General features: G+C 46.6%; 14 protein-coding genes and 2 pseudogenes. 14 read left to right on the top strand and 2 right to left on the bottom strand.

Annotation, left to right across the window (positions count from 1 at the left end; genetic code table 11):
• The first annotated feature begins 30 nt into the window (after positions 1–30).
• The 4 genes from DW996_RS05015 (at position 31) to DW996_RS05030 (ending at position 2934) form a co-directional block, all read left to right on the top strand.
• Complete coding sequence (locus DW996_RS05015; protein WP_147403360.1) at positions 31–258, top strand: hypothetical protein; 228 nt, start codon at positions 31–33, stop codon at positions 256–258.
• 13 nt (positions 259–271) lie between these two features.
• Positions 272–1414, top strand: coding sequence for a DUF6382 domain-containing protein (locus DW996_RS05020; RefSeq protein WP_118535045.1), 1143 nt, complete (start codon positions 272–274; stop codon positions 1412–1414).
• An 80-nt stretch (positions 1415–1494) separates the two neighbouring features.
• Positions 1495–2496: an SCP2 sterol-binding domain-containing protein gene (locus tag DW996_RS05025; protein WP_118280460.1), complete on the top strand. Its 1002-nt coding sequence runs from the start codon at positions 1495–1497 to the stop codon at positions 2494–2496.
• Between the two features lie 24 nt (positions 2497–2520).
• Positions 2521–2934 carry an HIT family protein gene (locus tag DW996_RS05030; protein WP_118535046.1) on the top strand — a complete coding sequence of 138 codons (414 nt, stop codon included), beginning with the start codon at positions 2521–2523 and terminating at the stop codon, positions 2932–2934.
• Between the two features lie 106 nt (positions 2935–3040).
• Here the strand turns inward: DW996_RS05030 and DW996_RS05035 are convergent, their stop codons facing one another.
• The gene (locus DW996_RS05035) at positions 3041–4105 is read right to left on the bottom strand and encodes an undecaprenyldiphospho-muramoylpentapeptide beta-N-acetylglucosaminyltransferase (RefSeq protein ID WP_118535047.1); all 1065 of its coding nucleotides are present in this window, start codon (positions 4103–4105) and stop codon (positions 3041–3043) included.
• Between the two features lie 159 nt (positions 4106–4264).
• On the opposite strand from DW996_RS05035, the gene DW996_RS05040 reads away from it, so the two are divergent.
• The 9 genes and pseudogenes from DW996_RS05040 (at position 4265) to dusB (ending at position 11191) form a co-directional block, all read left to right on the top strand.
• Positions 4265–4579 carry a hypothetical protein gene (locus DW996_RS05040; protein ID WP_118535048.1) on the top strand — a complete coding sequence of 105 codons (315 nt, stop codon included), beginning with the start codon at positions 4265–4267 and terminating at the stop codon, positions 4577–4579.
• Between the two features lie 148 nt (positions 4580–4727).
• On the top strand, positions 4728–5864 hold the full coding sequence (locus tag DW996_RS05045) for a cell wall hydrolase (RefSeq protein ID WP_118280453.1): 1137 nt from the start codon (positions 4728–4730) through the stop codon (positions 5862–5864).
• A gap of 58 nt (positions 5865–5922) precedes the next feature.
• Positions 5923–6108 carry a diguanylate cyclase gene (locus DW996_RS05050; RefSeq protein ID WP_158572998.1) on the top strand — a complete coding sequence of 62 codons (186 nt, stop codon included), beginning with the start codon at positions 5923–5925 and terminating at the stop codon, positions 6106–6108.
• A gap of 90 nt (positions 6109–6198) precedes the next feature.
• Positions 6199–7116, top strand: a complete 918-nt coding sequence (locus DW996_RS05055) for an SPFH domain-containing protein (protein WP_118280451.1) — start codon at positions 6199–6201, stop codon at positions 7114–7116.
• A gap of 139 nt (positions 7117–7255) precedes the next feature.
• Positions 7256–8240: pseudogene (gene argF, locus DW996_RS05060) on the top strand (ornithine carbamoyltransferase).
• 24 nt (positions 8241–8264) lie between these two features.
• The gene (locus DW996_RS05065) at positions 8265–9038 is read left to right on the top strand and encodes a biotin--[acetyl-CoA-carboxylase] ligase (protein ID WP_118280449.1); all 774 of its coding nucleotides are present in this window, start codon (positions 8265–8267) and stop codon (positions 9036–9038) included.
• A 17-nt stretch (positions 9039–9055) separates the two neighbouring features.
• The gene (locus DW996_RS05070) at positions 9056–9394 is read left to right on the top strand and encodes a DUF6145 family protein (protein WP_118535049.1); all 339 of its coding nucleotides are present in this window, start codon (positions 9056–9058) and stop codon (positions 9392–9394) included.
• An 11-nt stretch (positions 9395–9405) separates the two neighbouring features.
• Positions 9406–10194 (top strand): type III pantothenate kinase, encoded by a 789-nt coding sequence (locus tag DW996_RS05075; RefSeq protein WP_118280447.1) that lies wholly within the window; start codon positions 9406–9408, stop codon positions 10192–10194.
• 13 nt (positions 10195–10207) lie between these two features.
• Positions 10208–11191: a tRNA dihydrouridine synthase DusB gene (gene dusB / locus DW996_RS05080; protein ID WP_118280446.1), complete on the top strand. Its 984-nt coding sequence runs from the start codon at positions 10208–10210 to the stop codon at positions 11189–11191.
• On the opposite strand, the pseudogene DW996_RS05085 reads toward dusB, so the two are convergent.
• Positions 11183–13440 (bottom strand): annotated as a pseudogene (locus DW996_RS05085) (glycogen/starch/alpha-glucan phosphorylase). The gene dusB and the pseudogene DW996_RS05085 overlap by 9 nt on opposite strands.
• A 135-nt stretch (positions 13441–13575) precedes the next feature.
• Between DW996_RS05085 and DW996_RS05090 the strand changes: the two are divergent.
• Positions 13576–14463: an AraC family transcriptional regulator gene (locus tag DW996_RS05090; protein ID WP_118535050.1), complete on the top strand. Its 888-nt coding sequence runs from the start codon at positions 13576–13578 to the stop codon at positions 14461–14463.
• The last annotated feature ends 160 nt before the right edge of the window (positions 14464–14623 follow it).

Raw genomic sequence — 14623 nt, forward strand, 5'->3', positions numbered from 1 at the left:
CGGCAAATATTTGAAAGCGGGGAGCAAGGAATGGTAAGTGAAAGGGTGAAACGCCCCAGAATGTGGCTGGCGGCATCTTATACGGTGGAAGCCTCCTGGGTAATGGCAATCTGTCTGGGCATCGTCTGTATGCTGATCCTTTTGGGATACGAGGTTTATCATGAGGCACTGGTATTTGCCAGAGATACAGTGTGTGAAATGGATGTGGTCACATCTTTTCGGAAAGCAAAATTGCTGATGCAGAGCGTTGGCAGGTAGGGGAGGATGAGAAATGGAGATTAGTTATAAAAGAACACATAAAGAAAGTTATATGATCATTTCAACAGAGGAGTATGTATCGGATTATGAAGAACAGATGTTGAAGGAAAATGAGATCCGGTCGCTCTTGTCTTTTTATACCATGGAAATGAACGGCAGAATACAATTCTGGTATGACATTTCCGGAAAACAATCGCTAAAAGACTATCTGCAGCAAAAAGAAGTGACTTATGAGAGCATGGAGGAGGTCTTTTTATATCTGGCGATGGCGTATGAGGAGATCCATAAATATCTTTTGCACGAGGACAAGGTGTATCTGTGCCCGGAGACTGTCTATGTGGCAAGACAGGGACAGTTTCGGGTTTTTCTCTGTTATTGTCCTTTTGAAAACTTTGATGAAAATCCGTTTGCTGCCTTGATGGAATATGTTCTGACGATCGTGGATCATGGGACAGATGATCTGATGCGCACCTGTTATGAAATGTATGATATGACTTTACAGGATGGAACGACCTTATATGACCTTTTGCATTATCTGCAAGAACAAATGGAGGGCATGCGCTATATAGAGGAAAAATCAACGATTGCTTACGAGGAGTCGGAAATTCCCTCGTACAATGAAGATGTGCCCCCTATGGTAGAAGAAAGGGAGAGTATGGTGCCGGAGGAATCTGTCTATTACGAAAGCAGTTACGAGAAAATTCTGGAGACTATCCGGGCAAAGGGGCAACACATCAAGGAATTGATCCTGTCCTGGTTTGCACAGAATCGGGAAGTACACGGTGGAAAGAAGGATGTTCTCATAGAACCGGAGCCGATCCCGGTGGAACGAACGGTTCTTCTGCATGAAAAAGCGGCATCCTGTCAGGGACAATTATTGTATCAGGGAAATGGCGGAGAAGAAGATTTTTTCATCAGGGAAAAGACCTTTCGCATTGGTACGGATGCATCCGGCAATGAGGCGCAGTTGCACTCATCGGCGGTCAGCCATCAGCATGCCCGGATCATACGCCAGGAGAGAGAGTTTTACATTGAGGATCTGAATTCGACCAATGGCACATTTGTCAATGGTGTCATGCTGGCTTATACCCAAAAGAAAAAACTGGAGCCTATGGATCGTGTTACCTTCGCGGATGTGGAGTATTTGTTTGTTTAAAGATTGCGTTTGACTAAGAAAAAGAGGTTATTTATAATAAAAAAGTAATTGATGAGCGATAAGTAAGAGCAGAGGTTTTTATGAAGGTCAATATTTATTATGGTGGACGAGGCGTATTGGACGATCCGACGCTTTACGTTATTCAAAAAATGGAAAGCGTACTGATAGAACTTCGGGTAGAGGTACATCGGTATAACATATATGAGCAGAAAAACGCCATTTCCATGTTGCCACAGACCTTAAAGGATGTGGATGGCATTATTCTGGCGACGACCGTGGAGTGGCTGGGGATCGGCGGATATATGAACCAATTTCTGGATGCCTGCTGGCTCTATGGCGATAAGGAGAGTATTTCTTCTATTTACATGCAGCCGGTTGTGATGTCTACGACCTATGGAGAGCGTGAAGGTGCTTTGACCTTGGAAAATGCATGGGAGATCCTGGGTGGTCTGCCTTGTGCCGGATTGTGTGGTTATGTTGAGGATATCGTGAGTTTTCAGGTCAATCAGGAATATGCCCACATCATTGAGAAGAAGGCAGAAAACCTTTATCGCACGATCTCGCAGAAGTCCAAAGGGCTTCCGACCAGTAATCAGGCAGTCACAAGAAGTATTCTTCGTACCCAGCAATTAGAACTGACCCCGCAGGAGAGCGAGCAGTTATCACAATATGTGTCAGATGACAATTATGTCAAGAAGCAGAAGCAGGATATTGAGGAGTTATCCAGCATGTTCCGTGGTATGATGGGCAAGGAGGCGCAGGAGTCAGCAACCGAGTATATCATGGAATTTCAGTCACATTTTGCACCGCAGCCGGATTTCTCGGCACGCTACCTCTTTATGATCGGCGGTAAGAAAAAGCCTTTGTTTGTTGGTGTGGATGGCGATGAGATCGTCTGCCATTATGGACAGGAAGAGGAGATTGATGTGTACTTAAAAGTGCCGCAGGAGATCATGGATCAACTGGTGCGTGGGCAGATGACATTCCAGAGAGCCTTTAGTGTGGGAGATCTGACGACCAAGGGTAACTTCAAGACACTTCGTATGTTAGATGATATTTTTACTTTTACACAGGACAAGTAAGTAGTAGATAAAGGAGATGCGAAAATGAGAGACGACAACTGTATTTTTTGTAAGATTTTAAATGGAGACATTCCATCCAGAGTAGTTTTTGAGGATGCGGATTTTCAGGTTATCATGGATGCGGAGCCTGCAACCAAGGGACATTGCCTGATCCTGCCAAAAGATCATTATGCCAATGTATTTGAAATGCCGGATGAGGTGGCGGCTAAGGTGCTTCCGACCGCAAAAAAAGTGGCAGCGCATTTAAAAAAGACTCTGCATTGCGATGGCATTAATCTTGTGCAGAACAATGGGGAAGTTGCAGGACAGACAGTGCATCACTTTCATATGCATGTGATTCCGCGCTACGAAGGCGGCAATGCAAAGGATGTCACATGGAGCCACAGTGAGTTTAGCGCTGAGGAGTTGGATAAGATTCGCGACCAGATCCGGATGTAGTAGTAGATAAGGCAAAAAGAAAAGATGTTTCTACGGCATGGGAAAGAGACTTCCCATCTTGTAGAGACATCTTTTTATATAATAGATAATTTTCTGATTTTGGGATTTAGCGGCTGACTTCCTCGATCAAGCCCATAATGGTCTCAATCGCGTTCATTTGTCCGCTGTTTTTCATAGCATCGATATATTTGCTGCGATGTGCCATGACATCATCAATGGTCGCCATAAGTTTTTCGGATGTGACTTCTTCTTCCTCAAGTACCGCAGAAAAGCCCTGCTTTGCAAAGGAATTGGCATTTAAGATCTGATCGCCACGGCTGGCATTTCTGGATAGTGGGATCAGGATGTTTGGTTTATGTAGTGCCAGAAGTTCACAGATGGAATTGGCACCGGCTCTTGCAACAACGAGGTCTGCGGCTGCAAAAAGATCCGGGAGGTTCTCACTGATATATTCAAACTGTGCATATCCTTTTTTATCCTTGAGGGACTCATCGATATTTCCCTTGCCGCACAGATGGATGATCTGGTATTTGGTCAGCAGGGTATCAATGCATCCACGGATGGCATTGTTGATATAGACGGATCCGATGCTGCCGCCCATGACCATGAGGATAGGCAGGTCGTCGGTAAATCCGCAGAAATCTTTGGCTGCCTGCTTATTGCCGTGTAAAAGTTCCTGACGGATCGGAGATCCGGTAAGGACGGCTTTTTCTTTTGGCAGATAAGGCAGTGTTTCCGGGAAATTGCAGCATACCTTGGTAGCTGATGGCATCGCAAGTTTGTTTGCCAGACCCGGGGTCAGGTCGGATTCATGGATGATGACCGGGATATGTCTTGTCTTGGCTGCCATAACGACCGGCACAGAGACAAAACCACCTTTGGAAAAGACAACATTGGGACGGATCCTTCCCAGCAGGCGTCTTGCCTGAAAGAAGCCGTGAAGCACACGGAAGGGATCGGTCAGGTTTTTCCAGGAACGATAACGGCGGAACTTGCCGGAACTGATACCATAGTAAGGGATCTTCTTATCCTCGATCAATCCTTTTTCAATACCTTCGTAGGAACCGATATAATGGATCTCATATCCATCTTTTTGTAAAGAATCAAACAGAGCAATATTGGGCGTTACATGTCCTGCGGTACCGCCACCTGTCATAACTATTTTTTTCATACAAAAACTCCTTTATTCTAATCTATATCAATCTTACCTTGCTTTTGCTAATTGTCAAGATGGTGACTGTCTACTTTTTACGTCATTTTTTGCAGACAAAGGCTTGTACCATTTTATATAGGAAGAAAAGCAAGAGGAGGAAGAACAGGTGGATATGACATGGCTGGAAAAATTAGCGGGAGCAGAGGGCTGGATCGGGCTGGGACTTTTGGCTTTACTGGTCCTGCTTTTGCTGATCTTTATCATTCGCTTTTCACGTTTTGCAAAAAGTGTGAGCAGGCGGCAGGACAGATCCAAGTATATGTGCAGGATGTGCTGGGAGACTATGAGGAGACAGGCGAGGCGGCAGAAAAAAAGCCTTTGGCAACAGGGGAAGATCCCATCATAAGAGGGAAGAAAGAGGAAACGGATGCCATGACACCTGCGGAGCAGGAAGCCCTTTTACAGGAGATGCTGGGAAACCTTTTGGGATGAAAAATGAACAAAACTTGACAAAGTGAGGCGACTTTGTTATAATTCGTAATAAATTTGTAACAAATGTAACAAATTTTGTATAAAGTATCATAGAAATGCAATACTTGATATATAGATAGTATTACATGAATATGGAGGAATTATTTATATGAATTATAATTGGAAGAAGCGCGTTGCGCAGGGAACAGTGGTTGCTTTGGCAGTGACGGCGATGAGTACGACTACCGTACTTAGTCAGCCCAAAGAAGCGACAGACACTGTGAGCGGATATCGTACCGCCGGTATTGTCCAGGCAGTCAGTACGATGGAAGCAGGTGCGTATGCGACTGCCAATGTCGTAGGTTCTCAGGTAACCGTAGTTGCTGCCGCAAATGAGCAGGCACAGGTCGCATATCCTGAGTGGCAGGATCGCCTGATGGCAAATGTGGATGAGTTCTTGTATGTGAGAGCAACCGCAAGTACAGATTCTGACATTGTCGGTAAGATGTATAAGGGCGATGTGGCAGAGGTTACAGCGACGGAGGGCGACTGGTATCAGATCACATCCGGCAATGTGAATGGCTATGTGCTCGGTGAGTATTGTCTTACCGGTGATGATGCACATGCACTGGCAGAAAGCGTCTGCAAGACCTATGCAAAGGCAAAGGAAGGCGGTATCCGCGTCCGTAGCGAGGCAAGTGCTGAGAGTGCGATCTATACCGTGATGGCGGTAGGCGATTCGCTGGAAGTAGATACGCAGGCTACGCCGGTAGACGGCTGGGTGGCCGTAAGCACCAAGGCTGGTACCGGATATGTCAGCAGTGATTATGTGGATGTCAGCATTGATTATGGAACAGCCATTACGATCGAAGAAGAACAGGCAGCCATTGCAGCAGCCAAAGCCGCAGAAGAAGCAGCGGCAGCAAAGGCACGCGCTGTGACCGTACAGAATCAGGCAGTGGCAGCATCTTATGATGATACGACACTTTTAGCAGCCCTGATCCAGTGTGAGGCAGGCAATGAACCCTATGAAGGTCAGGTAGCCGTTGGTGCGGTGGTATGTAACCGTGTCCGCAGCGGTGGTTATCCAAGTTCTGTTTACGGTGTTGTATATCAGAGCGGACAGTTTACACCGGCAGCGAGCGGATCTGTAGCATCCGTAGCGGCAAGTGGTCCAAAGGCATCCTGTATGCAGGCAGCGCAGGCAGCCCTTGCAGGAACGGACAACACAGGCGGAGCATTGAGTTTTAGACCGGTCAGCAGTGGACGCGGCGGCGTTGTGATCGGCAATCACGTATTTTTCTAAATTAAAATATGCAAAGCAAAAATCCCTTTTTGACATGGAATCATGTTGGAAAGGGATTTTGTCATTGTTTTGTCCTATATCCGGACTTTGGAGGAGAGATTACAAATTAAGTCTTGGCGCATCCTTCTATCGTCAGAAAGAGCAGATGAGTTTCGACCGCCTGTATCAGGAAGCGGATCAGGCAATGTACGCCAGCAAGAAGCAGGCAGGATTTGCTATGACGATTTATCATACAGTAGAATAGTAGACATAATCGCAAATTTGTTGCGCTATTAGCACAGATAGGGTACTATAAGATGGTAGCAAAGAATAAAATGCATATGGGAGGTAGTTTATGGTAGTAGTTATCATTTTAGTCGTGGTGATCTTATTACTGGTTATTTCTTGCGTCAAGGTTGTACCGCAGGCACATGCTATGGTTATTGAGCGTTTGGGCGCTTATCTTACGACCTGGCCGGTAGGACTCCACTTCAAGGTGCCGTTTATTGATCGTGTGGCACGCAATGTCAACTTGAAGGAGCAAGTAGTTGATTTCCCGCCACAGCCTGTTATCACCAAGGATAATGTTACAATGCAGATCGACACGGTCGTATATTATCAGATCACAGATCCAAAGTTGTATTGCTATGGTGTTGAAAATCCGATCATGGCGATCGAAAATCTGACAGCGACGACACTGCGTAATATCATTGGTGATCTGGAACTCGACGAGACATTGACATCCAGAGAGACCATCAACACAAAGATGCGTTCTGCCCTGGACGTTGCAACAGACCCATGGGGTATCAAGGTCAACCGTGTTGAGTTAAAGAACATCATTCCACCGGCGGCCATCCGTGATGCCATGGAAAAACAGATGAAGGCAGAGCGTGAGCGAAGAGAAGCTATCCTGATCGCGGAAGGTGAGAAGAAGTCAACCATCCTGATCGCCGAAGGTAAAAAAGAGTCTGCCATTCTCGACGCTGAGGCAGAGAAGCAGGCACAGATCTTAAAGGCAGAGGCTGTCAAGGAAGCAACCATTCGCGAGGCAGAAGGTCAGGCAGAAGCCATTCTCAAAGTCCAGCAGGCGAATGCAGACGGTCTGCGTTTCTTAAAGGAAGCCGCTGCGGATGATGCTGTTTTACAGTTGAAGAGTTTAGAGGCATTTGCCAAGGCAGCAGATGGCAAGGCAACCAAGATCATCATTCCGTCTGAGATCCAGGGAATGGCAGGTCTGGTCAAGTCCATCACAGAAGTGGCAAAGGACGAGTAGAACATTTTCTATCGGAAATGAAAAGAGGCGGTCGCAGGCGCGGCTGCCTTTTCTTTTTTCCTTGCACAAGAGGGAAAAAGGAAATATAATACAATGAGAAAAAAGTGGGTAAAAATTAGGATAAAGGAGATCGATACATATGAATCTGTCAGGCAGAAATTTTTTGAAACTTTTAGATTATAGCCCGGAGGAGATCCGTTATCTCATTGATCTTTCAAAAGAATTGAAGGACAAGAAGAAAAAGGGGATCGCGCATGATGAATTAAAGGGCAAGAATATTGCTTGATCTTTGAAAAGACCAGCACCAGAACCCGTTGCTCTTTTGAGGTGGCAGCGCATGATCTGGGTATGCATGTGACTTATCTGGATCCGTCCGGCTCCCAGATCGGTAAGAAGGAGAGCATCAAAGACACGGCAAGAGTACTCGGCAGGATGTTTGACGGTATTGAGTACCGCGGATATGGGCAGGAGATCGTAGAGCAGCTGGCAGAGTATGCAGGTGTTCCGGTATGGAATGGACTGACCAATGAATTTCATCCGACACAGATGATCGCAGATATGCTGACCATTGAGGAAAAGTTTGGCAAGTTGGATGGGATCAAGTTTGTTTATATGGCGATGCCCGCTACAACATGGGCAATTCCCTTATGGTGACCTGTGCAAAACTGGGCATGGATTTTGTTGCATGCACCAATAAAAAGTATTTCCCGGATGAGGCATTGGTCGCAGAGTGCCGTGCCATTGCAGAAAAGACAGGGGCATCCATCACTTTGACAGAGGATGTGGCAGAAGGCTGTAAGGATGCTGACGTGATCTATACGGATGTGTGGGTTTCTATGGGCGAGCCGACCGAGGTCTGGGAAGAACGTATCCATGACCTGCTTCCATATCAGGTCAATGCCAAGGCACTTTCCTATGCCAAGGATACAGCCATCTTTATGCATTGCCTGCCGGCTTTCCATGATCTGGATACGACAGTCGGTAAAGAGATCCATGAAAAATTCGGTTTGACCGAGATGGAAGTGACCGATGAGGTCTTTGAAAGCAAGCAGTCTGTTGTTTTTGATGAGGCAGAAAACCGTATGCATTCCATCAAGGCGATCATGTATGCGACTTTAAAATAAAAGGATAAGAGAGCAAGACAGCATATGATACAGATGAGACATGAGTATTTAGAGAGTATTGATTCTACCAACAATGAGATCAAGCGCCGTGCGGTAGCCGGCGAGACGGAAGGGCTTGTCATTTCTGCCGGAAAGCAGACGGCAGGCAGGGGCAGGAGCGGACACCAGTGGGAGACACCGGCGGACATTTCGATCGCCACATCGCTTTTGCTGCGACCGACGGTAGCCATAGACCACCTCAGCAGTCTTACTCTGGTGGCTGCAGTGGCGGTGCGACGCGCAATTGAAGAACTTTATGGTATCGAGACCTGGATCAAGTGGCCCAATGATGTCATCATCCATGGCAAAAAGGTCTGCGGTATTCTGACAGAGATGAGTGCCAGCGAGGGCAAGGCAGAATATGTTGTAGTCGGCATCGGGGTCAATGTGCATCAGACTTCTTTTTCCGAGGAATTGGCGGACAAGGCAATCTCTGTGGATATGGCGCTTAAAGAGCAGGATCCTTTTGGGGCAAAGCGGGGCGACTGTAAAGAACTGACCTACCGCATCTGGCAGGAGTTTGCCCTTTTGTATGAGGCTTTTTGCATGACAGAAGATCTGTCTATCGTCATGGAAGAATACAATCGTTTTCTGATCAACCGCAATGCCAAGGTGCGTGTACTGGATCCAAACGGCGAATGGGAAGGTATTGCGCGTGGTATCGACGAATCGGGCAAACTACTGGTAGAGACCAAGGAGGACCTGCGGCAGGTGGATTCCGGCGAGGTCTCAGTCCGGGGTGTCTATGGCTATGTATAGAAAGGAACATTCGATAGATGAATGACGAAATCGTACTTTGTGGGGCAAGTTCCTACAATAAAAAATATTACTTTAATGAGCAGTTTTCTTCTCTGCCACAGGGGATACAGGACGAGTTGCACATTATGTGTGTGCTCTTTACGGCAGATGTCGGAGGTATCCTGCAGGTTGTCTTTGATGAGGACGGCTCCCTGCAGTTGCGCACACAGACAGAGGAGGATGATATCCTCTATGATGAGATTGGTAGCGTTTTGAAGATCAAGCAGTTGCAGAGAGAAAAGGAAGAATTGTTTGAATCGCTGGAAATGTACTATCGTGTCTTTTATCTGGGAGAGGCATACGAAGGCGAGGAGTAGGAGAAGATAAGATGTTAATGACGATTGATGTAGGAAATACAAATATTACCGTGGGTATTTTTGACAAACAGAAGTTAGTGGGAAATTTTCGTCTGACAACAGGCATGACACGTACTTCCGATGAGTTCGGGACGGCGATCGGGGAGATCCTGCGCTACAATGATATAGAAAAGCAGGACATAAGCGATGCCATCATTGCCAGCGTAGTGCCAAAGATCATGCACTCCCTGACCAGCGGCATCATCAAGTATTTTGAGGTGCATCCGATCTTAGTGGAGCCGGGCGTGCGTACCGGGGTCAAGATCATCACGGAAAATCCGCGTCAGATCGGAGCAGATCGTATTGTCAATGCCGCAGGCGCACTGGGCTTGTATGGCGGACCGGCGATCGTCATTGATTATGGTACGGCGACCACCTATGATCTGGTCAGTGCAGAGGGGGCATATGTATCCGGTGTGATCGCGCCGGGCATCCGTACATCCGCAGAGGCACTCTGGTCAAAGACGGCAAAACTACCGGAGATCGAGATCCGCAAACCGGAGCATATCCTGGCAAAGGAGACGATTTCCTCCATGCAGGCGGGCCTGGTTTATGGACAGATCGGTCAGACGGAATATATCGTAAAACATATGATCGCAGAATCCGGCTACGAGGATATCAAGGTCGTAGCGACCGGTGGGCTGGGCAATCTGATCTCCAAGGAAACGGATTGTATCAATATCTATGATCCGGAACTGACCTTGCAGGGACTGCGTCTGATCTACGAAAAAGAGATGAAAAACCGCGGGGCAGATCGTTAGATAGGGGAAAAGCATGGACAAGTCGACATTACAAGGACTTCAAATAGGAAAGGTAAGACTGGAAAATAATCTGGTCTTAGCACCCATGGCAGGCGTGACAGACCTGCCATTTCGTACTTTATGCAAAGAACAGGGCGCAGGGCTGATCTGCATGGAAATGGTCAGCGCCAAGGCCTTACAGTACAACAATAAAAACACATATCAACTGCTGGAGATTGAGGAAAAAGAGCGGCCGGTCTCCTTACAGTTATTTGGCTCGGACCCGGATTGCATCAGCGAGATGGCAAAGCGGATCGAAGACCGTCCTTTTGATATCTTAGATATCAATATGGGCTGTCCTGTGCCAAAAGTCGTTAATAACGGCGACGGCTCCGCACTGATGAAAAATCCCAAACTGGCAGGGCAGATCATGCGAAAAACGGTAAAAGCCATTCAAAAGCCGGTCACAGTCAAGATCCGCAAAGGTTTTGACGATGCCCATGTCAATGCCGTGGAAATAGCAAAGATTGCGGAAGATGCCGGTGTGGCAGCCATTGCCGTACATGGCAGGACAAGAGAGCAGTATTATTCCGGCAAAGCCGATTGGGACATTATCGCCCAAGTCAAAGATGCCGTATCCATTCCGGTCATAGGAAATGGAGATCTTCTGGATGCCAAAGATGTGATCGCCATGAAAGAGCAGACCGGATGTGATGGCTTTATGATTGGCCGTGGTGCGCAGGGCAATCCTTGGATCTTTCATCAGATTCTGCATTATTTTGAGACAGGGGAAATGATAGGAAAGCCGCCGATCGATGTTGTGGTGGCTACCATGCTTCGGCATGCGAAGATGCAGATCGCCTTTAAAGGGGATGAATTGTATGGAATACGAGAATTTCGCAAGCATGCGGCGTGGTACACCAGTGGTTACCACAATTCCGCACGCTTACGTGGTATGATCAATGAGGTCAACACTTATCAGGACTTGGAAGACCTGATGGAGCGCGTCTTAAGATAAATGCCAGATGTCTTCATTATACTGGGCGATGGTTCGATCGGATGAGAAGAAGCCGGCTTTGCTGATATTGATCAGCATCTTCTTCGCCCAGGTCATGCGGTCTTCATAATCCGCATAGATACGTTCCTTGGTCGCCTTGTAATCTTCAAAATCCGGTAAGGTCATGAACCAGTCCTTGTTCAAAAGTTCATGGTAAAGACGTTCTAAGTTTTCTTTTTGTCCGACCGCAAGCATGGTATCGCTGATCAAAAAGTCGATGGCACGTTTGATGGCAGGATCTTTCTCATAGTAATCTCTGGAAACATAGTCAGCCTTCTCATAATGGGCGATGACCTCGTCTGAGGATTCGCCAAAGATATAGATGTTGTTGTCTCCGACAAATTCATGCATTTCCACGTTGGCACCGTCTTCGGTTCCGATCGCAATGGCACCGTTTAACATGAACTTCATGTTGGAGGTACCGGATGCTTCCTTGGAAGCAAGTGATATCTGCTCGTGGATATCTGCTGCCGGAATCAGTTTTTCAGCAAGTGTGACATTGTAGTTTTCTACCATGACAACGGACAGGTATGGAGATACCTCCGGGTCATTGGCAATGATCTCTTGTAAGCAGAGGATGACATGGATAATGTCTTTTGCAATGACATAAGCCGGAGCAGCTTGGCACCAAAGATGACTGTGATCGGACGCTTTGGCAGTTTGCCTTCCTTGATCTCAAAATATTTATCGATCACATAGAGGGCGTTCATCTGCTGTCTCTTGTATTCATGCAGACGCTTGATCTGGATGTCAAAGACAGAATCCGGGTTAATGGCAATGTTTTGTGTCTGTTTTAGATAAGACGCAAGTTCTTCTTTCTTGCCCTGTTTTACGGCAAGCAGTTTCTCCAGTACCGCAGTATCATCGGCATAGGCAGATAATTTTTCCAACTCGGTCGCATCTTTCTTGTAGCCGTCTCCGATCAGTTCGGTCAAAAGATCGGCAAGCGGATGGTTGCAGTGGAGCAGCCATCTGCGGAAAGTGATGCCGTTGGTCTTATTGTTGAATTTTTCCGGATAGATCTTGTAGAAGTTGTTGAGTTCGCTGTTCTTCAAGATCTCGGTGTGCAGGTAGGCAACGCCGTTGACGGAATAGCCATAATGGATATCCATGTGTGCCATGTGTACGCGGTCTTCCGCATCGATGATGGCAACGCTTGGATCGTGGAAAGTATCATTTACTTTGTTGTTCAATTCGTAAATGATCGGAAGCAGTTGCGGTACGGCTTTCTGTAAGTAGTGGATCGGCCATTTTTCCAGTGCTTCTGCAAGGATGGTATGGTTGGTATAAGCACAGGTCTTTGTCACGATCTCGATCGCTTCTTCCATGCGGATTCCCTTTTGCATTAAAAGGCGGATGAGTTCCGGGATCACCATGCTTGGGTGGGTATCGTTGATCTGGATGGTTGCATAATCTGCCAGATCATGCAGGTTGCTGCCACGCTCTAAGGCTTCGTCCAAGATCAGATGAGCGGCATTGCTGACCATGAAATATTGCTGGTAAACACGAAGAATACGACCATCCTCGTCCGAATCATCCGGGTATAAGAATAGGGTCAGGTTTTTGGCAATGTCCGTTTTGTCAAAATCAATGCCCTCTTTTACCAGTGATTCATCGACAGAATCAATGTCAAATAAATGCAGTTTCGTTGTTCTTCCCATATAGCCGACAACGTCGATATCATACATGCAGGAAGTCAGCGTCAGACCGCCAAATTCGATGTCATAAGTCCGCTTGGTCTTGGTCAGCCAGTTCTTGTTTTCAATCCAAGGGTTTGGCGTTTCCTGCTGCAGATTGTTTTCAAATACCTGCTTGAAAAGCCCGAAATGATAGTTCAAGCCGACACCGTCGCCGTTTAAGCCAAGTGTAGCGATGGAATCCAAAAAGCAGGCAGCCAGACGACCAAGTCCACCGTTTCCAAGAGATGGTTCCGGCTCGATGGTCTCGATCTCTGCCATGGTCTTTCCGTATTTTTGCAGGCAGGCTTCCACCTCGTCGTAGAGCCCCAGGTTGATCAGGTTGTTGGAGAGGAGTTTTCCGATAAGAAACTCAGCAGAAATATAGTAGAGTTTCTTCTTGCCCTCGGTGGTCACCTTTTTTTCGGCTTCTTCCTTTACTAGTTCTAAAAGAGCAACATATATCTGCTCGTTTGTGACATGTCCCGGATCCGTGCCAAAGGTATCCTTGACCTTGATTTCTAATGCATCCATAAAAACCTCCTAAATTACACATTCTTTTTATGCTTCCAGTATATAGGCTATGATGACTCTGGTCTTGTCATATCATAGCAAAAAGTAGTACAATCCTATCATTGGAAAAACAAAGAACAGGAAAAGAGGCAGAAAATGGATATAAAAGAATACGAAAACTATCATGAACGAAAAGAACACAGCCGACAGACTTTTCCATATAATACCTATTTGTGCTCCATGCCGCTGGATTTTAGCGAGGTGCCCATGCATTGGCATGACGAGATGGAGATCATCTATATAAAGAAAGGGCGGGGCATGGTCTCCGTAGAATTTGATGAGAGGATCGTGAGCGGAGGAGAGTTTGTCGTAGTCCTGCCGGGGCAACTGCATGGCATCCGTTCTGTGCCGGGGGAAAGTGTCGAGTACGAAAATATCCTCTTTCGCCCGGAAATCTTATATGGAAAAAAGGACGATGGCTTAAGACAGGGCTTTTTTAATCCCCTTTTTCAGATGAAGATCGTCATTCCTGCCTTTTATGGGGAGGGAGTTCCCGGTTACCGGGAGATCAAAGAGGTTTTAGATGGCTGCGACAGCATTTGTAAAGAGCCTGTGGAGGGCTATGAACTTTTGCTCAAAAGCAGGCTCTATCTTCTGATATATCATTTGTGTCAGACCAGTGGGCAACGGGGCAGGGTCAAGAACAGCAGACCCCATGAGGAAATGAAACTGGTCTTAAAATATGTGGAACTGCATTATATGGAAAAGATCACGATCGCCGATATGGCGGAGGTCAGCGGTTTCAGCGCTTCCCATTTTATGAAATACTTCAAACAAAACATGGGACAGAGTTTCATTGACTACCTCAACGACTACCGACTGACCATGGCATCCCGCATGCTTGTGGCATCCGAGGCCTCCGTTCTGTCCATAGCCCAGGAGGTCGGTATTGATAACATGTCCTACTTCAACCGCGTCTTTAAGCGGAAATTCGGCATGACTCCAAGAGACTTCCGCAAGGTCAATGAAAACAGGAATTTGTGATCTTGCACAAAAATAATGGATTGCTTTCGTCGAAAATAGCAAAAATGACATAGGTATGTTGACATGGTAAATTTTGGGGTATAAGATATATGCATATCAACTGAAAACGTTTCCAGTAACGTTTCCGGTAACGTTTTCAAAGAATAAACGGGAAAGGGCA

It is taken from the genome of Roseburia sp. AM51-8 (genome assembly GCF_003478275.1).
Taxonomy (GTDB): Bacteria; Bacillota; Clostridia; order Lachnospirales; family Lachnospiraceae; genus Pararoseburia; species Pararoseburia lenta.